Source organism: Rahnella victoriana (assembly GCF_021276285.1).
Lineage (GTDB): Bacteria > Pseudomonadota > Gammaproteobacteria > Enterobacterales > Enterobacteriaceae > Rahnella > Rahnella victoriana.
The window spans coordinates 810876-832730 of sequence record NZ_CP089919.1 but is presented as its reverse complement, the minus strand read 5'-3'; the positions used below and the strand labels follow the sequence as shown (position 1 = coordinate 832730).

Below are 21855 nucleotides of genomic sequence, written 5' to 3'. Positions count from 1 at the left end.
TTACACCGGAACAATCCGCTTGAGGGGGACTTATTCGCTGAAATCATCAGAAGTAGAAACCGACTTCCAGACCCACGGTTGAAGTGGTGGTCGCAGGCTGATAATAGCCGACGGTGCGTCCGTTCAGATCACCCTGTTTCTCGTCCGACTTACCGTATTTCTGATGCACATAACTGGCTTTCACAAAGACATCTTTGTTGATGTTCCAGGTCAGGCTGGTGAAAGGCGAAAGCGTAGATTTCGGCTCAAGCCAGACCGCGCCCTGATTGCTGTGCGTCCAGGTTTTAATCGGATACAGCGCACCGCCTTCCAGACTCAGTCGTGAATCTGCGGTCATTTGCCAGTTCGCCCCCAGTGCCGCTTTGGCATAAGGTTGCAGCGTGACTTCCACCGCGTTGTAATTGCGGGTGGTATTCTCCGACGCAATATACACATCATCAGAGCGGATGTTACGCAACCATGCCTGACCGCCGAGTGTGCCTTTCATATCGAAAGAAACACGGTCGGATGCCCGGTAACGGTAGCCGCGTGTCATGTCCGCGCTGTAGCCGGTGTAGTAGGTTTTTCCTTTCAGCGTGCCGTTTGGCACGTTGGCCTGATCGTCGAGGGTGCTGCCTTTATAACTGACGATCCCGAACATCACGCTCATGTCCCAGGCTTTTAATAATCCGCCGGGGGCATCAAGGTAATTATTGGATCCGAAATTAACACGCAGGCGCGGGCCATGTTCAGCAACATATTTACCGTCCATATTATCAACGGTTTCGTCCCACTTATAATATTCAGCACCATAACTGACATAGTGCCGCATCCCTTCAGTATTGCTGCTTAACAAATTTTCCCCGGCCCGGGAAACCCCGGAAACCAATAAAGAACTCGTGACCAGCAGGCTGGATACGGTCTTTAATTTACTCATTTTCATTTTTTATTTCTGCTTGCAGGTGGATGGAGCTGGTTGCTTAGTAAGCAATAGGAGAATGCTAATAGTCGGAGGGGGAGATATAAAGGTATTTATCTCTTTTTAAGAAAAAAGCGATCTTTTGATCTGCCATAAGCTAAATTATTGGTTATGCGTGAATTTTATTTGATTTATAGCCTGTGTATTATTTCTGGAATTTGGCTTAATACTGAGATCGATCGTTCAATAATTTGAGTTAAATAAGGATTTAATGACTGGTTTAACATTAATTTGTCTTAAGGAGTATAGCGGGTTTTCAGATGTGCCAGAATATTTTACTTAAGGAATGCTTATTGAGTTTCGCGCGGGAAGAATATTTATTATCAGAATTTGTCTATACAAAAAAAGGCCGGACATTTAACGCTGCCCGGCCTTTTCTTATTTTTTAACGCAGATCAGACTGACGGCAGATTGCGGCCGTAATAAATTTCCTGCATTTCTTTGTACAGCAAATCGGTAATATCCTTGCGCTCCTGCGCGCTCAGTTCTTCCGGTTTGGCATTGAAAAGATAATGCTTAAGATCGAATTCCTTCAGCAACATCTTGGTGTGGAAGATGTTTTCCTGATACACGTTGACGTCCATCATGTCGTACAGCGCTTTCATATCCTGCGACATGAAGTTCTGAATCGAATTGATCGAGTGGTCGATATAGTGCTTCACGCCGTTCACGTCGCGGGTAAAACCGCGCACACGGTAATCGATGGTGACGATATCGGATTCCAGCTGGTGGATCAGATAGTTCAGCGCTTTCAGCGGTGAAATCACGCCACAGGTTGAGACTTCAATGTCGGCGCGGAAGGTACAGAGTCCGCCTTCCGGATGGCTTTCCGGATAGGTGTGCACGCAGATATGGCTTTTATCCAGGTGCGCGACCACGGAATTCGGTAACGGCCCCGGATGCTCAGTGGTGTCCACATCACGCGGATCCACCGGCTCTTCGCTCACTAAAATCGTGACACTGGCACCCTGTGGCTCGTAATCCTGACGCGCAACGTTAAGCACGTTTGCCCCGATGATGGAGCAGGTTTCGGTGAGAATTTCCGTTAACCGGTTGGCGTTATATTCTTTGTCAATGTAGGCAATGTAGCCATTACGATCTTCTGCGGTCTTGGCGTAGCAGATATCGTAGATACAAAAACTCAGGCTTTTGGTCAGGTTGTTGAAGCCATGCAGTTTCAGCTTTTGCAATTTAGTTCACCCCCTTATGGATGTCGTATCAGCGCGCGGCTGACAGGGCATTCAGTAAATATTGCGGCAGGGCAAAGCTGCCGTTGTGGATCGCCGGATTGTAGTAGCGACAGGTGATCCCTGCGGCGTCGAAACGCGCCTGCAAAGTCGGGTTGTCGATCTGGCGATATTCCGGGCTGTTGGTCGCCCAGGCAAAGGTCATGATGCCGCCGTAATAGGTCGGGATCGCGGCCTGATAGAAACTGACATCACTGAAATAGTGGCTCAGTTTGGTGTGGCTGTTGACCGCTTCATCCTGCTGAAGGAAGCAGACGCCATTTTGTGCCACAAAAATGCCACCCGGATTGAGGCAGCGGGCACAACCTTCGTAGAACGCCGAGGTGAACAGGCTTTCTCCGGGACCGATCGGATCGGTGCAGTCGGAGATGATCACATCAAAGGTTTCGCTGGTCTGATTAACGAAGTTCACACCGTCGTCGATCACCAGTTTGAAACGGGGATCATCATAGGCTCCGGCATTATGGTTCGGCAGATACTGGCGGCAAAACGACACCACACCGGCATCGATTTCCACCATGGTGATCGCTTCCACGCCTTTATGACGGCACACTTCGCGCAGCATGGCGCCGTCACCGCCGCCAATGATCAACACCTTTTTGGCGTGGCCGTGGGCGAACAGCGGTACGTGGGTCATCATTTCGTGGTAGATGAATTCATCACGTTCGGTGGTTTGCACAACGCCGTCGAGTGCCATCACGCGACCCAGCGCCGCGTTCTCGAAAATCACCAGATCCTGATGATCGGTTTTCTCACGGTATAACTCTTTTTCGACGCTAAAATACTGGCCAAAATGGGCGTGCAGCGTCTCATACCATATTTCTTTGGATGACGAGTTCCGGGACATGTCGTTGTTTCTCCTGATCAATCGCAGCCATAAAAATGGGCGCACATGATAGCTAACTCTGCCCGTCCATGCACGGTTGAATTTCAGACAGGTCAATTTAGCTTAAGTGTAGACGAGGCAGGCGTGGCGCGGAAAGTCGGGGGAAGAAGACAGGCTCCGGCAGCAGAATGACGGAGCACAAGACCGGTAAACCGGCTGACAGGGTTTAGTTGGTGTAGGCCAGCAAACTCAGCGAGTCACGCGCCAGAGATTTGCATTTGGTCGGTTTGGGTACGGCGATGCCGCTCAGATCGCGGTAGCTGTCTTCGCCCATCGACTGCATATTAAAGCTGTTGTAATTGCTCAGATCCCAGCGGTTTTGCTGGGCGAAAAACACGATCGCGCGTTTGATTTGCGTATTCGGCAGTTGCTCGTAGCCGCAGTTATTTTTCAGATACACAAAGACCGCCGTCAGATCCGCAAGATCTTCCGCTTCTGATTCACTCAGTGCCTGACTGGCGGAGGAAAAGCCGAGCAGCGACAGTAACAGCAAACACAATGTTGTTTTTTTCATGGACGTGTTCTTGTTCTTTTAGAGAGAAAGTGGGGAAAGCGCTGGCGCGCAAATCATTAAAATGACGTTACCATATTTGCATTGTGTGGCACCAAATTTCTTTTCCCCGCGTCAGCCGCTTGACCTTCCCCTAAGGAGAGGGTTTAGGCTGTTGTACTATTATGGCACGCTTACGCCATCCGTCTGGCAATTGCCCCTCATAAGGACTGAAAAATGAACCGTCGCGATTTCGTAAAGTGGACGACCCTGATGGGCGCCGCCAGTACGCTGCCCGGCTGGAGCCGTTTCGCGCTCGCCGCTGACCGTCCGGCTTTGCCAATCCCCGCGTTACTCGAACCCGATATCCGCAATGCCTTCACGCTCACCTTGCAGCGCGGTCAGAGCCAGTTTCTGCCCGGCGTGAACACCGAGACCTGGGGGGTAAACGGTAATCTCCTCGGCCCCGCGCTGCGTATCCGCCGTGGCAAGCCGGTCAGCGTGACCGTCAATAACCGGCTGAATGTCGCCAGTACCGTGCACTGGCACGGGCTGGAAATTCCGGGTGACGTCGATGGCGGACCACAGGCACTGATCGCTCCGGGCGAAAAACGCAAAGTGACGTTGCAGCTCGATCAGCCTGCGGCGACCTGCTGGTTCCACCCGCATCCGCATCAGACCAGCGGCCATCAGGTGGCGATGGGGCTGGCGGGCATGGTGCTGATTGAAGATGAAAGCAGCGATATTTTGCAGATCCCGAAACGCTGGGGCGTGGATGATATTCCGATCATTTTGCAGGATAAACGCCTGAACGACGCCGGACAGATCGATTATCAGATGGATGTCATGACCGCCGCCGTCGGCTGGTTCGGGCAGCACATGCTGACCAACGGCGCGGTGTATCCGCAGCACGGGATTTCCCGTGGCTGGCTGCGTCTGCGGCTGCTCAACGGCTGTAACGCACGTTCGCTGCATATCGCCACCAGCGATAATCGTCCGATGTATGTCATCGCCAGCGACGGCGGTTTCCTGCCGGAACCGGTGAAAGTCAGCGATTTGCCGATGCTGATGGGCGAACGTTTTGAAGTGCTGATTGAGTGTACCGACGGCAAAGCCTTTGATCTGGTCACGCTGCCGGTGAAACAAATGGGCATGACGCTGGCACCGTTCGATAAGCCGTTGCCGGTGCTGCGCATTCAGCCGACGCTCACCCAAAGCGGCGGGGCATTGCCGGATACGCTGGTGCCGCTTCCGGCGCTGGTGTCTGTCGACAATCTGCCGACCCGCTGGCTGCAACTGATGATGGATCCGCAACTCGATCAGCAGGGCATGGCCGCATTAATGAAACGTTATGGTCATAACGCCATGGCAGGCATAAGCATGGATCACGGTGACGGCGGGATGGCGGCGATGCCGGGGATGTCCGGGTCCGGCCACGACGGTCATGGCAACATGGCAGGAATGGACATGAGTAAACCCGCTGGCGGCTACGATTTCATGCAGGGCAACAAAATCAACGGCAAAGCCTACGACATGAATGTACCTGCTTTCGATGTGAAACAAGGTCAGTACGAGAAATGGACCATCTCGGGCGAAGGCGACATGATGCTGCATCCTTTCCATATTCACGGCACGCAGTTCCGTATTCTTTCTGAAAACGGTCAGCCGGTGGCAGCGCACCGTCAGGGCTGGAAAGATATCGTTCGGGTAGAAGGGGCACGCAGTGAAGTGCTGGTGCGCTTTAACCATCTGGCCGACAAACAACATGCTTATATGGCGCACTGTCATCTGCTGGAACATGAAGACACCGGCATGATGCTGGGTTTCACCGTATCAAAGTGATCTGATTTTCTTTCCTTCCTCTCTTAAAAATCCACAGGCCGGAGACGATCCTCCGGCCAGCTTCCGCTCCCTTTCCGCCCGTTCATTTCCTTCTCTGTGATACCCCTTGCTTAGTAATCTTTCATTTTGAAAGATTAAACTTTCAAAGTGTGATCAATATATAATTAATATAAATTCATAATGATTATATTTTTAGCGTGGAGTGACAAAACATGAAAGCGTAAACCCACATGTATCCCTACAGGAGAAGATGATGATCGACGTAATAACGCACGGAGCCGAGTGGTTTATCGGCCTGTTTCAAAAGGGCGGGGAGGTGTTTGTCGGGATGGTCACCGGCATTCTGCCTCTCTTAATCAGCTTACTGGTGGTCATGAACGCGCTGATCGTGTTTGTCGGACAGCGGCGGATCGAACGTCTGGCGCAACGCTGCGCGGGCAATCCGGTTTCACGTTATCTGCTGCTGCCGGTGATCGGCACCTTTGTTTTCTGCAACCCGATGACCCTCAGCCTCGGGCGCTTTATGCCTGAAATCTACAAACCCAGCTATTACGCCGCAGGCTCTTACAGCTGCCATTCCATGAACGGCCTGTTCCCGCACATCAATCCCGGTGAACTGTTTGTCTATCTCGGCGTGGCGAGCGGGCTGACCACACTGGGTTTACCGCTCGGGCCGCTGGCCGTCAGTTATTTCCTGGTGGGCATGGTGACCAACTTCTTCCGTGGCTGGGTAACGGATCTCACCACCCGCATCTTCGAACGCAAGATGGGCATCCAGCTTGATCGTCAGGTTCAGCTGTAAACAGATCCAATTCTAAAAATCGGAGCAGAAAATGAGCGTTAAGATCCGCATTAACCGGGGCGAAGGTGGCTGGGGTGGTCCGTTGTTGATTGACGCGGTACCCGGCAAAAAAGTGGTGTATATCACGGCGGGCACGCGCCCGGCGATTGTCGACAAACTGGCGGCACTGACCGGCTGGGAAACGGTGGATGGCTTCAAAGAAGGTGAGCCGCCGGCGGAAGAAATCGGCGTGGCGGTGATCGACTGCGGTGGCACGCTGCGTTGCGGCATCTACCCCAAGCGCCGCATTCCTACCGTAAATATTCATTCGACCGGCAAGTCCGGCCCGCTGGCACAGTTCATTACTGAAGACATTTATGTGTCCGGCGTGCGTGAGGATGACATTGTGATCGACCTGGCAGACGGCGCTGAACCGGCTGCGGCTAAGCCCGCACCCGCTGCGGCAGGGCGTGATTACGACACCACCAAAAAAATTACCGAACAGAGCGACGGCCTGCTGGCGAAAGTCGGCATGGGGATGGGATCCGGCGTGGCGGTGTTATTCCAGGCCGGGCGCGACACCATCGATACCGTACTCAAAACTATCCTGCCGTTTATGGCCTTCGTGGCGGCGCTGATCGGCATCATCATGGCGTCCGGGCTGGGCGATCTGGTGGCGCACGGGCTGACGCCGCTGGCAAAAAGCCCCGTCGGGCTGGTAATGCTGGCGCTGATCTGCTCCTTCCCGCTGCTCTCGCCCTTCCTCGGCCCCGGCGCGGTCATCGCGCAGGTTATCGGCGTGCTGGTGGGGGTGCAGATCGGACTCGGCAATATCCCGCCACATCTGGCGCTGCCTGCACTTTTCGCCATTAACGCGCAGGCGGCGTGCGATTTCATTCCTGTCGGCCTCTCGCTCGCCGAAGCCAAACAGGACACCGTGCGCGTCGGCGTGCCTTCGGTGCTGGTCAGCCGTTTTCTGACCGGCGCACCGACGGTGCTTATCGCCTGGGCCGCTTCCGCTTTCATCTATCAGTAAGGAGTCATCGTGCAAACCATTTATCAAACCACCATTACGCACATCGGCGACTTCGCCCGTGAGGCGCTGACCGACCAGATGCTGATCACCTTCCGCGAAGGCGCACCGGCAGATATTCAGGATTATTGCTTCATTCATCAGCACGGAAAAACCGAAGGGGAATTGCACCGTGGCGCATACATGGAGCTGGCGGATGTGCGTTATCCGGTGACCGCCGTGGGCGAGGTGGCGATGCAGAATCTGCGCGAACTGGGGCATATCACCCTGCGGTTCGACGGCAGCGCCGAAGCTGAATTTCCCGGCAGCGTCCATGTAAAAGGCACCACGCCCGACGATATCCCGCTGGGCAGCATATTGAAATTTATCGATTAACTATCAGAATCAGGAGTCAGTTATGGAACAGGTTGCAGTCGTGATCGGCGGGGGACAGACGCTGGGCGCATTTCTCTGTCAGGGGCTGGCTGAATCCGGCTATCGCGTGGCGGTGGCGGATCTGAATGAGAAGAATGCCGCGTCGGTGGCAGAACAAATCAACCAGCAGTTTGGTGAGGAACGGGCGTTTGGTTTTGCCGTCGATGCCACCAACGAAGCCAGCGTAGAACAACTGGCGAAAGCGGTGGATCAGACGTTTGGCAGGGTCAGTTTGCTGGTGTACAGCGCGGGAATGGCGAAGGCATCGCCGATCACCGACTTCGCCCTCAACGATTTTGACCTCTCCCTGCAGGTCAATCTGGTGGGCTATTTCCTCTGCGCCCGCGAGTTTTCCCGTCTGATGATCCGCGACCGCGTGCCGGGGCGGATTATTCAGATCAACTCCAAATCCGGCAAAGTGGGCAGCAAACACAACGCCGGTTACAGCGCGGCTAAATTCGGCGGCGTGGGGCTGACACAGTCTCTGGCGCTGGATCTGGCGGAGTACGGCATTACCGTGCATTCGCTGATGCTGGGTAATTTGCTCAAATCGCCGATGTTCCAGTCGTTATTGCCGCAGTACGCCAAAAAACTCGGCCTTAAGGCCGATGAAGTCGAGCAGTTTTACATCGATAAAGTGCCGCTGAAACGCGGGTGCGACTATCAGGATGTGCTGGATATGCTGCTGTTTTACGCCAGCGACAAAGCCTCTTATTGCACCGGTCAGTCGATTAACATCACCGGCGGTCAGGTGATGTTCTGATGTCTTCCGCCCCTGTTTTGCAGGGGCGGGTAACGATGTTACGCAGAAAGTCATGGTAAGGAGAAAATGATGACCCCGACTTCGGCATTAATCCTCTGTGCGGTGCTGGCGTGGATGGCGCAAATCGCGCTCGGCTGGTGGCAGTTACAGCGCTTTAACCGGGCATTCGACAGATTGTGTCTACAGGGAAACGTCGGCGTCGGGCGTTCCGGCGGACGTTTCAAACCGAGAGTGGTGCTGGCGCTGGCATTTGATAAACAGGAGAAAGTTTGTGACGGATTCCTGCTGCGTGGCCTGACGATTTTCGCCCGTCCTCAGCCGGTTTCCTCGCTTAATGGCATGAGCCGGGAAGAATTGATGACAGGTGTGATCTTCCCGAAAGATCCGAATATTCAAACTGCACTATCATTAGCGATTGAACCGAAATCATGATATTTTCATTTTAAAAGCTATTATCTTTCAAAAAGAATGATGGCGTGAATATATCTTAAAATTTGAGCGAAAATCGTGATGAAACCTAAGCAACGGCAGGCGGCGATACTGGCGCATTTGCAGCAATTTGGAAAGACAGCGGTGGACGATCTCGCCGCGCATTTCGCCACCACCGGCACCACTATTCGTAAAGATCTGACCCTGCTGGAAGAAGAGGGCGCGGTGATCCGCACCTACGGCGGCGTAGTGCTGAGCCGTGAAGAAGGCGATCAGCCTATCGATCGTAAAACCCACATCAATACCGGCAAAAAACTGCGCATCGCCCGCGCGGCCATTCAGGAAATTCAGGACGGCGACTCGCTGATTTTTGACGCGGGCAGCACCGTGATGCAGATGGTGCCTTTCCTCAGCCAGTTCAATAACATCACCGTCATGACCAACAGCCTGCATATCGTCAACGCGCTGGTGGAACTGGACAACGACCAGACGATCCTGATGCCCGGCGGCACCTACCGCAAAAAATCCTCCTCCTTCCACGGCAGCCTGGCCGAAAGCGCCTTTGATAAATTCAATTTCGATAAGCTGTTTATCGGCGCTGATGGCGTCGATCTCGATGGCGGCGTCACCACTTTCAACGAAGTTCACGGCGTCAGTCAGGCGATGTGTAAAGCGGCTGAGCGTATTTTCCTGCTGGTGGATTCATCCAAATTCGGCCGTAAAAGCCCGAACGTGGTGTGTCATTTAGGCAAGGTCGATACGCTGATCACGGACAGCGGGCTGAGCGCTCAATATCGTGATGCCATCGAAAAACTGGGGATCCGCATAATTTTAGTCGGGGAAGACGATGAGTGACGCATTACTGAATTACGCACGTGAAACGCTGGAAATCGAAATAGAAGAAGCCCGCCGGTTACTGACGCGGCTGGATGATAACTTCCTCTGCGCCTGCCGCTTATTGCTGAACTGCACCGGCAAAGCGGTGGTGTCCGGCATGGGAAAATCCGGTCATATCGGCAAGAAGATCGCCGCCTCACTGGCCAGCACCGGCACACCGGCGTTTTTCGTGCATCCCGCTGAGGCGCTGCACGGCGATCTGGGGATGATCGGCAGTGAAGACGTGCTGATTTTTATTTCCTATTCCGGCCGGGCAAAAGAATTGGATCTGATCCTGCCGCTGCTGAAAGAAAACCAAACCCGTCTGATTGCCATCACCGGCGGCAAAGATTCCCCGCTGGCGCTGGCAGCCGATTGTGTGCTGGATATCAGCGTCGAGCGTGAAGCCTGCCCGATGGGGCTGGCACCGACCTCGAGCGCGGTGAATACCTTAATGATGGGCGATGCGCTGGCGATGGCACTGATGCGGCACCGGGGTTTTGGCGCGGAAGACTTTGCCCGTTCACACCCCGGCGGCAGCCTCGGCGCGCGTCTGCTGAACCGCGTGCATCATCTGATGCGCACCGGCGATCGTCTGCCGGTGGTCGACAGCCGGAAAAATGTCATGGACGCGATGCTGGAACTGAGCCGCACCGGTCTGGGACTGATCGCCGTCTGCGACGCCAGCCTGCGCGTGGTCGGCGTATTCACCGACGGCGATTTGCGTCGCTGGCTGGTAAAAGGCCACAGCCTGAACGATCCGCTGGTGGACGCCATGAGCCGTCCGGGGTATCAGCTTCCTGCCCAATGGCGGGCGGGCGAGGCGCTTGAAGCCCTGCATCAGCAGCACATCAGTGCCGCGCCGGTGGTCGACAGCGAAGGCGTACTGGTCGGCGCGATCAACCTGCATGACCTGCATCAGGCCGGTATTGGCTGACGCCAGCGTTACTCATCGGCGGGTTCTTTGTTATAATCCTTTCCACTATATGGTCGCTGCTTTTCTGAAAAGCAGCGATAAATATTCTTAAATCAGGTGGTTAGTCTTTATATGAAACATCGCGTTGACGTCATGATTTCCGAAGAGGAAGTCAAAACCCGAATTGCCGAGTTGGGCCGTGAAATCACCGAACACTACCGCAACAGCGGCAGCGAAATGGTGCTGGTGGGATTGCTGCGCGGTTCCTTCATGTTTATGGCTGACCTGTGTCGCGCCGTGGATGTGCCGCACGAAGTGGACTTCATGACCGCCTCCAGCTACGGCAACGGCATGTCCACCACCCGCGACGTCAAGATCCTCAAAGATCTCGACGAAGACATTCGCGGTAAAGATGTGCTGATCGTCGAAGACATCATCGATTCCGGTAACACGCTGAGCAAAGTGCGTGAAATCTTGCAACTGCGCGGCCCGAAATCCCTTGCCATCTGCACCCTGCTGGATAAACCCGAACGCCGCGAAGTTGACGTTAAAGTCGAATACGTCGGCTTCCCGATCCCCGACGAATTCGTTGTCGGTTACGGTATCGACTACGCCCAGCGTTACCGCCATCTGCCGTATGTCGGCAAAGTTGTGATGCTGGACGAGTAGTGAACAGCGACCCGATTTAGCCACTTCCGGCGCGGGTCACAGTGAATTTAAATGAAAACGGCCTTCAGATTTGGAGGCCGTTTTTTTATGGAACCTATTGTGAAAAATATCGGGCAATCAAACGGATTTGCAGAGGACAACTAAACGCTCATTTAATGATTCTGTGTATGCAGAAGTTTATTAGGCGTTCTCATTAGATAACAAGTAATCTAATTAACTTACCTGATATTTCCGCGTAAAAATAAAATTGAAAACTATAATTTTTAGGCGTAGGTTATTTCTGGTTTATGGTTAGATTATTACAGGTTTTAATAACTCAAAGCGGTCAATGGAATTAATGATTAAATAGCAATCAAATGCCAAACGAGTAATGACTAAAAAATTAGGTACTTTTGTCGGTCGCACCATTCCAGTGGTTGGTTGGGTTATTTTGGCCTCGGATGTAGGGATCATTTCTTATAAAGCAGTGAGAAAATACAATACGCTTGCTTACCCGTCAGATCAGATCTGGTAACCGACATGAATGATTCTGAGAACATTGAAGAACAAGTTTTTGATTGGTATCAAAAAAACTGGAATGGGAGAGTACTTCCGTTTTTTAGACGTCCTGTCTTAACATGGGATACCAGTCTGTCATCTGGGGAATACCCATGGGCAAATGAAGATGCTGTGGATATTCTTGAACAATATTTCGAGAAGTTTGAAGTTAATAAAACAAATTTCTCGTTTATAAAATACTGGCCCAACGAAGAAGTCGTTTTCCCCTTTAACTTCTTACGCCCTAAAGGTAAAAGATGGAAATGGGTAGAACCTGAACCACTCACACTAAGAATGCTGGCTGAATCTGCGAAAGCGGGTCGCTGGTTATACGATTAATTAAAAGGAATTTTAACTATGGCTGTACCTGTTCATTTATGGCTTAAAGATGATGGCGGCGCTGCTATTCGTGGTGGTTCGGATATCAGGGATCGTGAAGGCAGTATCGAGCTGAGAGGTATAAATCATGATCTGAGTATTCCGACCGACGTCATGACAGGAAAACTGACCGGCTCACGTCAGCATGCCCCTTTCCAGTTTGATAAAGAAATCGACAGCGCATCCCCTTACTTATATAAAGCTGTCGCCACCGGACAGACGATGAAATCCGCTGAATTTAAATGGTACCGCATTAGTGATGCGGGACAGGAAGTTGAATACTTCAATACGCTTCTGGAAAATGTGAAAGTGATTTCCGTTTCGCCAACCATGCATGACACCCGCAATTCCCCGGGTACCGGCCATATGGAAAGCGTTGCCTTACGTTATGAGAAAATCACCTGGAAGTATGTGGATGGTAATATCCAATACGCAGATGCCTGGAACGAAAGGGCGACGGCATAGCCACAGCACAGCCGATGATGTAAGAAACCTCACTGAAATGCATAATCTTTGTGCCTAAAGTCGAGTTTAATAATATGAATTAAATGTATTTTTTCATCTTAATATCCAGACACTAGCCACGTCGACAGGCTGAAACAGGAAAACGGCAGTGAGGATTTCCGCAACCATTAATTATGAGTAAGCGCAAATTCCGCAATGCGGCACAGACAACGGTCATTGCAACCACACAGCAGAACGGCGGCGCGGAGGCGTTCTGCTTTGGCGACCCGACGCCGGTGTTAGACCGCCGCGAAATTCTGGATTACATCGAATGCACGGGTAACGGCCAGTGGTACGAACCGCCGGTCAGCTTTGACGGACTGGCCCGCACGCCGCGGGCAGCCGTGCATCACAGCTCATCGCTGTATGTGAAACGTAATATTCTGGCTTCGACCTTTGTCCCGCACCCGCTGTTATCACAGCAGGAGTTCAGCCGGTTTTCCCTGGATTACCTGGTATTCGGGAATGCGTTTTTAGAGGTAATCCGCAACAAGCGTCGGTGACGTCGTGGTGATGAAAATCGTGCCTGCCAAATATGCACGTCGGGGCGTGGAGCAGGATACTTACTGGTTTGTGCAGCAGTGGAAGGACGCGCATCAGTTTGCGGCGGGTAGTGTCTTTCATCTGATCGAGCCGGATATTAATCATGAGCTGTATGGCCTGCCGGAATATCTCAGTGCCCTGAATTCCGCCTTGCTGAATGAGGCGGCCACGTTGTTCCGCCGCAAGTATTACCAGAACGGCGCGCACGCCGGTTATATCTTGTACATGACCGACGCGGCACAAAGCAGTTCAGACATCGATCAGATGCGCAAAGCGATGCGTGACACGAAAGGTCTGAGTAACTTCCGCAACCTGTTCATGTACGCGCCGAACGGTATCAAGATTCTGCCGCTGAGTGAGGTTGCGACGAAAGACGACTTCTTCAATATCAAGAAAGCCAGCCAGAATGATTTGCTGTGCGCGCACCGCGTGCCACCTCAGATGATGGGCATCATTCCTGAGAACAGCGGCGGATTTGGTGATTTGGTGAAGGCATCGTAGGTATTTGTCCGGAACGAACTGACACCATTGCAGGAACGGTTTAAGGAGTTGAATGCGTGGTTTGGGGGGGAGGTGATCAGGTTTAAGGCTTACCAGCTTACTCCAGAGTAGAGTAGTCCTCACCGATAACCGGGGTTTTACTTATTGGTGTGAGCCTCCTCATTCATTGGATATGATATTTATATCTTCAAAAATAAGATGTTTTTTTGTTCAATGCTTTATGTTGAAACATCAAAAAAAAAAGTTTATCAATTGATTGTATATCAATTTATAGAGATGAGGTGGCTTGATAGCTTGCCGTTGTTCATGTAAATTGCTTTATTTGCCTGATGTTTCGAAAGGATTTCCATGGACGCACCAAATTTTTTTATTAAATTATGGGGATATATTAAAGTGAATATAAACCTTACCCACTTAATAGCCTTTTCTCTTGGGGTTATTACAATCTGTTTTCTTGATGCATTAGTATTTGAGAAAAGCATTACTGACTGGATTAGTGCAGTTAGCACATTTGGTACTTTGATAGTTGCTTATCTAGTCTATAGAAAAGCCCCTGAATGGTTGGGGAAGAAACTCGATGAAGAATCAGTGTATTTGGCTACAGATATACACTTTATTCTATATGATGAAATTGCCAATGAAAGCACAAGGTTAAGAAATATACTATATTTTAATAGAACTAAAACCCCTCACTTTAGTAATATTTTATATGATATATTTGATATTAATAGAAAACTAAATGTCGAGGATGTGGATGCCCACTATAATGAATTATTATCGTTTGTTAAATTCACGGCGTTTTCCGAGTTAGCTAAGTATCAAATAGATTTAATAAAAAAACTTCGACGACTACGATTTATGCAATGGAAGCCTATTGGTGAAAATCAGTTCAAGATTAATTGCATAAGTGAAAGTATTAATAATGTTGTCACAGCAAGGTCTGATCTAAATTCCTATATTAATCCATTATTACCCATCATAAAAAACATAAAATGCCCGAGTGATTTATACGATACGCTCGGAAAAATTGAATCCCTTGAAAATACAATGATAAATAGCACTAGAGAATTATTAAAATATATTGATGATTATAAGTCGCAACCTGGAGATGTTCTTGACTACTTCGAACGTGCAAATAAGAAACAGTAGTAGTAAGAGAATAAGATTTTTTAATAAAATCGGCATAAGTGTCTATTTTATTCTCTGCTATCTTTATCTTTCCTTGCTAAACAAGAGTCACTGGTCATCGTTGTCGGCACACTAAAAAACGAAATTAATATAAAAGGCGCTGATGCACAGCAAGCTGTATCACTTATATCTCCGCGCGCAATGTTACCCGCCTGCCCGCTTCTGACTTGGCTCACTGTTTTTAATGCATGAGTCAGAACACGATACAGTGCAACCAGAGGGACGATTAGGTGTTTTTCAATCATGCTTCGATCATGCAAAACCATGCAAGTGATCCATGCGAATGCCTGCAGAAGTCAACAAGTTAGAACTCATGAATTTTGTCGGTAATGCTGACTAAAATTCAGGATTTACTCAATATTGAAATATATTTCCACAGAAAATAATCTCATTTTAAAACAAAGCGAAAGGTATAATTATCAGATTCGATGGAAAATCAATTTATGGCCAAGTAGCTTAAAGATACTTGACCATAACTGTGAATCTCTAGGAGTTTATTGTTGACATTTTTTTATAATGGTCACCATATCCGGTATGTTCGAATACTAGTTTTAATCCTGTTTTGAAGTCATTGTAATTAAATTCTTTAAAGTCAAAAATGTTTTGTCCGAGAGAATGAGATTCTCTATTAATATATCTAATGAATGCTTGAAGTTTTTCTTCCTTTAGTTCTGGCTTTTGCATTACATTACTAAGATCAGCTTTTTGCACGAAGTTGAAAAAATACTCGATAATGTTTCTCATACAATTTGCAATTAATGCTGGTGGTTGCTTGTCATCATTTATCACTGACCAATATGATTGATAGTCATTTTGTATTTCTTCATACTTCATCTTTTCAATTGAGGTTCCTGTTGAGTTTTTTGATAAGCGAAATAGATTTTGATTTTCCTTTCTTCTTATATGGTTTGAGTCCGTAAGTTCGTAAAAAAAATAAAGACTGTGAGTTAATACAAAAACCTGTTCGATATCTTCTGAATTAAAAAAGTCACTTTTTAACAACTGACCGATGTTATAAACAAAGATATGAGACAAACTTGAAACAGGATCATCTATGATGGCTATTTTTTTTTGCTTCACTTCAATTGTCGACTGTTTTCCTTTAAATAACTCTCGGAAATAAAGGAAGCTAATAATCATTTTCTCACCTTCACTAAGCGATGAGAAAACGTCATTTGTAGCACCGTCACGTATTATTTGATATAAGTCATCTTTATAATTTTCAATGTGAAAATCTGTAATGCCTAGATCAGCAAGGCCTTGATTGATATTTTCTATTGCTTCCTTGATGTTTACTGTCGATTTTTGATGCCCAATTAATTCAAGTTTTTTTGTTTTTTCATCTTCGATGATTTTTTCAAGTAGAAGTTTGTTGGAGTCTATTATCTTTTTAGATGCTTTGCTCTGCAAATCAAAACCTGAGATGGTTTGGTCATAATCAAATCTCAAAACATCCCAAAACTCCATCTTTATCCTTTCTAATTCTTTATCTGAGTTATCAATTTTGTCATTGTGGATTTTAATTTCGGAATTTATTGAAATGACAAGTTTGTTGAAGTCGTTAATTTCTTCTGATAATTCATTAAGTTTTGTTTTTTGGCTGGGTGTATTAATTTTCTCTCTAATGAGATTAATATTTTCCTGTGCTAATCTGTCTATTTCTGCATGTATCTGTGTTAATTCAGCAAGGAATTTTTTTGCATAAGGGCAATTACTGTAATCGTCAATTTTAGGTATTTTATTTACAATTTCGTTGTATCTTGTTTGAACTGTTTTAATGTGTTTTATATTGTTTTGATAGGTTTCATCGAAATAATCTTTTATTTTAGTGATTAGCTCAGTGGTCATTGTTTCTGACTGGCAGAATGGACACTTTTTATCTTCAATTAGTTCTAAGAACTGCAAACCTTCGTTGACCCAATCTGAGTTTTTTAATTTGCTGATTAAATCAGCTACTGGGCTATCTACACTACCGATGATGATCTTATCTAAAATAATCACATCATCAGATGATAATTCCTCTAATCCAACTTGATTAAGAAAATCTAATTTTATAGCGGTGGACCCATCCACAGCATTTGCTTCATCTTTAAGCTGATCAGTTGTTTTTGTAGGTTTATTGACTGGTAACGCAATAGAACTAATATGATCATAAAGTGAGGCTGAACTACCCATTAAACGTTTTAAACAAAATTCTAAAACTCTATCACCACCAGAGTAATCTTGTTTAATTTTCCATGTTGTGTTTTGAGCAATTTTCTTAGCTTCGATGATAATATCATTTTCTTTTTTAATTAGATCTTCCAGTCTTGCCTTTTCCTTTTTAATTACCTCCAAACTTTCAGTAACAGCGTCTATTTTTTCTTTTGCATCTTTGTTTTCTTTGGATAAGCTAAATATTCCTTTCAGATTACCTGCTTCATAAAAGTTATCCTTTATGAACTGTTGGTTGTATACCAATATATTATCGTTATTATGTGTGCATGAGCATTTGTTATATTTATGGTCTCCATTATCAGGTTTATATAAGAAGTTTGAAAAGGTGCTTTTTCCTGAGCCATTAAGCCCATAGATAATATTAACCTTTTTATCGGTTTTTAGACTAGCCTTTAATTTATAACTTGCTACACCATCGAGAACGATTTCACTAATCATATTAACATCCTTACCTTTAGAAATAATTTTATATAATTGTTATAACACACGAGAAAAGTGAAATGTGTGATCGTTGAAGAATGTTGAGTAACGATTGTGTGATCGTATGAGCTTGTCAAACCAGACTATGGGCTGATTAGGGGGGATATAGCATTCTACAATCCGCTTTTCCTGGGAGGGCGCGCCAAGAGATGACACTGCGCGCGAAGAAGATAGCTTAATCTTGAGTAGTGTAAAATTGAAATTCATGTATAAGTGATTAGCCTCCTGCTTTAAAGTATTAAAACTTCAGAGTTATTATTGATTGAACAATGTTGTCTAATGAATACGATTTATTTGCGTTAAATAGATCTGGTTAACCCCATCCAATCTCCTCGAACTCACCTAATTTCATCACCACACAACCAAGCTTTGAAGGCATGGTAGGGGAATCCGGCCCGAATACTACCTGAGCCTTTCCACAGTTATTTACAGGACTCCAAGGCGTGCCGGAGGCGCTTTTTGCGGTCAAAACCTCAGAATCAACGGCAGAAGCAACGATGCGCCATTGAGTGGTGCGCGTTTCATATACATGTGATTCGCCGAGGTGGGGCGCGAAAATTTCCACAACCTTTTTCACCTCTTCATCGTAGGCATTCAGTTCATTAGCAACGCGACGTGCTACGCGCACCGTCTGATCTTCACGCGGTATATTAGCTCCGCCCTGGGCTGACATGTAAGCCATAAAATCACCGGCATCAGCAGCAGCGCGAACGGCTTCCACTTCTTCGTCAAAGGTTTCCGTCAGACTGATGGAACGGATGCGGCGGCACTCACGGTATGAACCCATTGTAGGTAAACCGATGGGATGAAACTGCGGTATGCCATGTTGCAGCCCAGGCGGTAACAGCAGCAACTGAGTCCGTCAGAAGCTCGCCGGTTTCGTGGACGCGTTCGCCTTCCTGTGCGTAACCGTCGATATTCTTCGCGATGTACCCACGCGAATATTAACCAAACAATGGTCTATGCTCACTTCGCTCCGGACTTCCTGCAGGACGCGATTTCCTTCAATCCACTGAGGGGAAAAGCGGGGCTGGAGTGTCCACATAGTGTCCACACCTAAGCATCTTTGTAGGGCTTGTAGCTGCTTACACCGCATATAACTCATTGATTTATAGTGATCGCGTTGTAAGTGCAGGAAAAATAAATGGTAAAAAAGGCACATTTTTGTGCCTTTTGTTTTTTGAATTTCTGTAGAGTAGTGCGGCTTGTTATTGCGGGTCGCCGTTGAGCAGGGCGGAGACGCCCTGACGGTAGCGTTGTTCCAGCGTTTCGCGGCTGGTAGCATCGACGTCGAGGTTGCGCAGACGTCCGTCCAGAATGCCGTATACCCAGCCGTGCAGCGTGACTTTCTGGCCGCGTTTCCAGGCCGATTGCATCACCGTGGAGTGACCGAGGTTATACACTTGCTCGACCACATTCAGTTCGCACAATTTATCGAGACGTTTTTCTGGCGACAGTTCGCCCAGCAGGGAGCTGTGTTTGTACCAGATGTCCCGGATATGCAACAACCAGTTATTGATCAAACCCAGTTCAGGGTTTTCAACCGCCGCCTGCACACCGCCACAGCCGTAGTGACCGCAGATAATCACGTGTTCAACTTCCAGCACGTCGATAGCATATTGCACCACGGACAGGCAGTTAAGGTCGGTATGGATGACCAGGTTGGCAACGTTACGGTGAACGAACAGTTCGCCCGGCTCAAGCCCTGTCAGGCGCTCGGCGGGAACACGGCTGTCAGAACAGCCAATCCACAGGAAACGGGGTTTTTGAGATTGGGAAAGCCGCTCAAAGAAACCAGGATCTTCATCAATCATGGTTTTGGACCAGGCTGCGTTATTGCTGATGAGTCTTTCTATGTCGTTCATTGAGGTTAATAGCCTGTATTACGAGCTGACTGCGATGGAGTAATATAGGGCAATGCCCCGACTTTTCAAACTGATTCGGCATCTCCGTCTACTCATTCTTACAACAGGGTTTTCACAAGAAGGTACGCTCCCTTTATGAATTATGCATTGGAACTGGAAAAGTTAACCAAAACTTACGCCGGTGGTGTACAGGCTTTGCGTGGAATCGATCTGCGCGTCGAAGCCGGCGATTTTTATGCCCTGCTTGGGCCGAACGGTGCGGGTAAATCCACCACCATTGGCATCATCAGTTCACTGGTCAATAAAACCGCCGGTAAAGTGCAGGTGTTTGGCTACGACATCGATAAAGATATCGTCAACGCCAAACGCCAGCTCGGGCTGGTGCCGCAGGAATTTAACTTCAACCCGTTCGAAACCGTCATGCAGGTGGTCGTCAATCAGGCCGGATATTACGGCGTGCCGCGTCCGCTGGCGCTGCAACGTGCAGAAAAATACCTGACGCAGCTGGATCTGTGGGGCAAACGCAACGAGCGTTCGCGCATGTTGTCCGGCGGGATGAAGCGCCGTCTGATGATCGCCCGTGCGCTGATGCACGAGCCAAAACTGCTGATCCTTGATGAGCCAACGGCGGGTGTGGATATCGAACTGCGCCGCTCGATGTGGGGCTTCCTGAAAGAGCTGAACGCGCAGGGCACCACCATCATTCTGACCACGCACTACCTGGAAGAAGCGGAAATGCTGTGCCGTAATATCGGCATCATTCAGGGCGGTGAACTGGTGGAAAACACCAGCATGAAAGCGCTGCTGTCGAAGCTGAAATCGGAAACCTTCATTTTGGATTTAGGTGCGAAAAGCCCGCTGCCGGTGCTGGAAGGCTATCGCAGCCAACTGACGGATACCTCAACGCTGGAAGTAGAAGTAATGCGCGAGCAGGGGCTGAACTCCCTGTTCAGCCAGCTGAGTAAGCAGGGTGTGCAGGTATTGAGTATGCGTAACAAGGCGAACCGTCTGGAAGAGCTGTTTGTCACGCTGGTGAACGGCAGTGAGGAAAAGAAATAATGTCGCAATTGTATTGGGTGGCACTTAAAAGTATCTGGATGAAAGAGATCAACCGGTTTGGCCGTATCTGGATCCAAACGCTGGTTCCGCCGGTGATCACCATGACCTTGTATTTCATCATCTTCGGGAATCTGATCGGCTCCCAGATTGGCAGCATGCACGGTTTCACCTACATGCAGTTTATCGTGCCGGGTCTGATCATGATGGCGGTGATCACTAACTCCTACGCCAATGTCGCTTCATCGTTCTTCAGCGCCAAATTTCAGCGCAATATTGAAGAACTGCTGGTTGCGCCGGTGCCAACGCATGTGGTGATCGCCGGTTATGTCGGCGGCGGTGTGGCGCGCGGGATCTGCGTGGGGATCCTGGTCACGGCGATCTCGCTGTTCTTCGTGCCCCTGGTGATCCACTCCTGGTGGATCATTGCGCTGACGCTTCTGCTGACCGCGATCCTGTTCTCGCTCGGCGGTCTGCTGAACGCGGTGTTTGCGACCACGTTTGACGACATCAGCCTGATCCCGACCTTTGTGCTGACGCCGCTGACTTATCTGGGTGGTGTGTTCTACTCGCTGTCGCTGCTGCCGCCAATCTGGCAGGCCGTGTCCAAGCTGAACCCGATCGTCTACATGATCAGCGGTTTCCGCTACGGTTTTCTGGGGATTTCAGACGTGCCGCTGGTGTTTACCATGAGCGTACTGGTGGCGTTTATTGCGGTGTTTTATTTGCTGGCGTGGTATCTGATTGAGCGCGGGCGTGGTCTGAGAAGTTGATTTTTCTGTGCTCCCGCCTCCCCTGCGAAGGGGAGGCGTTTTATCAGGCCACCTGAACCGGCACGGCTTTGGCAGTGCGTTTCAGCTGGTTTTCACCCTCGAAATAAGCCACTTTCGGCTGGTGCTGGCGGGCCTGTTCATCTGACATCTGCACGTAAGAACAGATGATCAGCAGATCGCCGACACAGGCACAGCGCGCTGCCGCGCCGTTGACCGAAATAATACGCGAACCGCGTTCTGCCGCGATGGCGTATGTCGAAAAACGCTGACCGTTATCAACGTTATAAATATCAATTGCTTCGTATTCCAGAATGCCTGAGGCATCGAGAAAGTCCTGATCGATGGCGCAGGAGCCTTCGTAATGCAAATCTGCCTGAGTGACGTGAACCCGGTGCAGTTTGCCTTGCAGCATTGTACGTACCATTGCGTATGACCCTTCGTGCGTAAAAAGTCTGGGGATCCGCCGGTCGGACGGTCTGAAAAGTCCGAAGTTTCCGGCGGCCAACATA

The 21855-nt window shown here is 49.0% G+C and carries 22 protein-coding genes and 4 pseudogenes; 17 read left to right on the top strand and 9 right to left on the bottom strand.

Features of this window, described 5'->3' with window-relative positions:
- Nucleotides 1-46: 46 nt before the first annotated feature.
- The 4 genes from J9880_RS03995 to J9880_RS03980 all read right to left on the bottom strand — a co-directional run bounded on the left by J9880_RS03995 (nucleotide 47) and on the right by J9880_RS03980 (nucleotide 3605).
- On the bottom strand, nucleotides 47-916 hold the full coding sequence (locus J9880_RS03995) for a hypothetical protein (protein WP_229920923.1): 870 nt from the start codon (nucleotides 914-916) through the stop codon (nucleotides 47-49).
- 437 nt (nucleotides 917-1353) lie between these two features.
- On the bottom strand, nucleotides 1354-2148 hold the full coding sequence (gene speD, locus J9880_RS03990; protein ID WP_119827065.1) for an adenosylmethionine decarboxylase: 795 nt from the start codon (nucleotides 2146-2148) through the stop codon (nucleotides 1354-1356).
- Between the two features lie 28 nt (nucleotides 2149-2176).
- Nucleotides 2177-3052, bottom strand: a complete 876-nt coding sequence (gene speE / locus J9880_RS03985; RefSeq protein WP_095924681.1) for a polyamine aminopropyltransferase — start codon at nucleotides 3050-3052, stop codon at nucleotides 2177-2179.
- Between the two features lie 205 nt (nucleotides 3053-3257).
- Complete coding sequence (locus J9880_RS03980; RefSeq protein WP_095924682.1) at nucleotides 3258-3605, bottom strand: YacC family pilotin-like protein; 348 nt, start codon at nucleotides 3603-3605, stop codon at nucleotides 3258-3260.
- A 213-nt stretch (nucleotides 3606-3818) separates the two neighbouring features.
- Here J9880_RS03980 and cueO point away from each other — a divergent pair, with 213 nt between their 5' ends.
- The 14 genes and pseudogenes from cueO (at nucleotide 3819) to J9880_RS03915 (ending at nucleotide 14916) form a co-directional block, all read left to right on the top strand.
- Entirely contained in the window at nucleotides 3819-5423 is a 1605-nt protein-coding gene (gene cueO / locus J9880_RS03975) for a multicopper oxidase CueO (RefSeq protein ID WP_232770114.1), read from the top strand.
- 253 nt (nucleotides 5424-5676) lie between these two features.
- Nucleotides 5677-6225 (top strand): PTS glucitol/sorbitol transporter subunit IIC, encoded by a 549-nt coding sequence (gene srlA / locus J9880_RS03970; RefSeq protein WP_095924684.1) that lies wholly within the window; start codon nucleotides 5677-5679, stop codon nucleotides 6223-6225.
- Nucleotides 6226-6256: 31 nt separating this feature from the next.
- Nucleotides 6257-7240, top strand: coding sequence for a PTS glucitol/sorbitol transporter subunit IIB (srlE, locus tag J9880_RS03965; RefSeq protein ID WP_195816654.1), 984 nt, complete (start codon nucleotides 6257-6259; stop codon nucleotides 7238-7240).
- A 9-nt stretch (nucleotides 7241-7249) separates the two neighbouring features.
- Nucleotides 7250-7612 carry a PTS glucitol/sorbitol transporter subunit IIA gene (gene srlB / locus J9880_RS03960; RefSeq protein WP_232770113.1) on the top strand — a complete coding sequence of 121 codons (363 nt, stop codon included), beginning with the start codon at nucleotides 7250-7252 and terminating at the stop codon, nucleotides 7610-7612.
- 22 nt (nucleotides 7613-7634) lie between these two features.
- The gene (gene srlD / locus J9880_RS03955) at nucleotides 7635-8414 is read left to right on the top strand and encodes a sorbitol-6-phosphate dehydrogenase (protein WP_232770112.1); all 780 of its coding nucleotides are present in this window, start codon (nucleotides 7635-7637) and stop codon (nucleotides 8412-8414) included.
- 69 nt (nucleotides 8415-8483) lie between these two features.
- Nucleotides 8484-8846 (top strand): transcriptional regulator GutM, encoded by a 363-nt coding sequence (gutM, locus tag J9880_RS03950; protein WP_095924688.1) that lies wholly within the window; start codon nucleotides 8484-8486, stop codon nucleotides 8844-8846.
- A 78-nt stretch (nucleotides 8847-8924) separates the two neighbouring features.
- A complete protein-coding gene (srlR, locus tag J9880_RS03945; protein WP_095924689.1) occupies nucleotides 8925-9698 on the top strand; it encodes a glucitol operon DNA-binding transcriptional repressor SrlR in 774 nt (257 codons plus the stop codon).
- Entirely contained in the window at nucleotides 9691-10656 is a 966-nt protein-coding gene (gene gutQ, locus J9880_RS03940) for an arabinose-5-phosphate isomerase GutQ (protein ID WP_119827059.1), read from the top strand. Before srlR ends, gutQ begins: the two co-directional genes overlap by 8 nt.
- Nucleotides 10657-10767: 111 nt before the next feature.
- On the top strand, nucleotides 10768-11304 hold the full coding sequence (gene hpt, locus J9880_RS03935) for a hypoxanthine phosphoribosyltransferase (RefSeq protein WP_095924691.1): 537 nt from the start codon (nucleotides 10768-10770) through the stop codon (nucleotides 11302-11304).
- A gap of 355 nt (nucleotides 11305-11659) precedes the next feature.
- Nucleotides 11660-11818: pseudogene (locus tag J9880_RS25175) on the top strand (STM2901 family protein); the annotation flags it as partial.
- A 5-nt stretch (nucleotides 11819-11823) separates the two neighbouring features.
- Nucleotides 11824-12180 carry a DUF1493 family protein gene (locus tag J9880_RS03930; protein ID WP_232770111.1) on the top strand — a complete coding sequence of 119 codons (357 nt, stop codon included), beginning with the start codon at nucleotides 11824-11826 and terminating at the stop codon, nucleotides 12178-12180.
- 18 nt (nucleotides 12181-12198) lie between these two features.
- Complete coding sequence (locus J9880_RS03925; protein WP_232770110.1) at nucleotides 12199-12684, top strand: Hcp family type VI secretion system effector; 486 nt, start codon at nucleotides 12199-12201, stop codon at nucleotides 12682-12684.
- A gap of 173 nt (nucleotides 12685-12857) precedes the next feature.
- Nucleotides 12858-13878: pseudogene (locus tag J9880_RS03920) on the top strand (phage portal protein).
- 237 nt (nucleotides 13879-14115) lie between these two features.
- Nucleotides 14116-14916 (top strand): hypothetical protein, encoded by an 801-nt coding sequence (locus J9880_RS03915; protein ID WP_232770109.1) that lies wholly within the window; start codon nucleotides 14116-14118, stop codon nucleotides 14914-14916.
- A 47-nt stretch (nucleotides 14917-14963) separates the two neighbouring features.
- Here J9880_RS03915 and J9880_RS03910 read toward each other — a convergent pair whose 3' ends face one another.
- From J9880_RS03910 to J9880_RS03900, 3 genes and pseudogenes are all read right to left on the bottom strand, one after another.
- The gene (locus J9880_RS03910) at nucleotides 14964-15200 is read right to left on the bottom strand and encodes a hypothetical protein (protein WP_232770108.1); all 237 of its coding nucleotides are present in this window, start codon (nucleotides 15198-15200) and stop codon (nucleotides 14964-14966) included.
- A gap of 241 nt (nucleotides 15201-15441) precedes the next feature.
- The gene (locus J9880_RS03905; protein WP_232770107.1) at nucleotides 15442-17610 is read right to left on the bottom strand and encodes an AAA family ATPase; all 2169 of its coding nucleotides are present in this window, start codon (nucleotides 17608-17610) and stop codon (nucleotides 15442-15444) included.
- Nucleotides 17611-18063: 453 nt separating this feature from the next.
- Nucleotides 18064-18596, bottom strand: a pseudogene (locus J9880_RS03900) (replication endonuclease); the annotation flags it as partial.
- Between J9880_RS03900 and J9880_RS03895 the strand changes: the two are divergent.
- Nucleotides 18587-18712, top strand: a pseudogene (locus tag J9880_RS03895) (phage integrase); the annotation flags it as partial. The pseudogenes J9880_RS03900 and J9880_RS03895 overlap by 10 nt on opposite strands.
- A 148-nt stretch (nucleotides 18713-18860) precedes the next feature.
- On the opposite strand, the gene can reads toward J9880_RS03895, so the two are convergent.
- The gene (can, locus tag J9880_RS03890; protein ID WP_095924694.1) at nucleotides 18861-19517 is read right to left on the bottom strand and encodes a carbonate dehydratase; all 657 of its coding nucleotides are present in this window, start codon (nucleotides 19515-19517) and stop codon (nucleotides 18861-18863) included.
- Nucleotides 19518-19652: 135 nt separating this feature from the next.
- Here can and J9880_RS03885 point away from each other — a divergent pair, with 135 nt between their 5' ends.
- Both J9880_RS03885 and J9880_RS03880 read left to right on the top strand, forming a co-directional pair.
- On the top strand, nucleotides 19653-20576 hold the full coding sequence (locus J9880_RS03885; RefSeq protein WP_095924695.1) for an ABC transporter ATP-binding protein: 924 nt from the start codon (nucleotides 19653-19655) through the stop codon (nucleotides 20574-20576).
- Nucleotides 20576-21346 carry an ABC transporter permease gene (locus J9880_RS03880; RefSeq protein ID WP_095924696.1) on the top strand — a complete coding sequence of 257 codons (771 nt, stop codon included), beginning with the start codon at nucleotides 20576-20578 and terminating at the stop codon, nucleotides 21344-21346. Before J9880_RS03885 ends, J9880_RS03880 begins: the two co-directional genes overlap by 1 nt.
- Nucleotides 21347-21389: 43 nt before the next feature.
- Here the strand turns inward: J9880_RS03880 and panD are convergent, their stop codons facing one another.
- Nucleotides 21390-21770 carry an aspartate 1-decarboxylase gene (gene panD / locus J9880_RS03875; RefSeq protein ID WP_015698614.1) on the bottom strand — a complete coding sequence of 127 codons (381 nt, stop codon included), beginning with the start codon at nucleotides 21768-21770 and terminating at the stop codon, nucleotides 21390-21392.
- Nucleotides 21771-21855 lie beyond the last annotated feature (85 nt).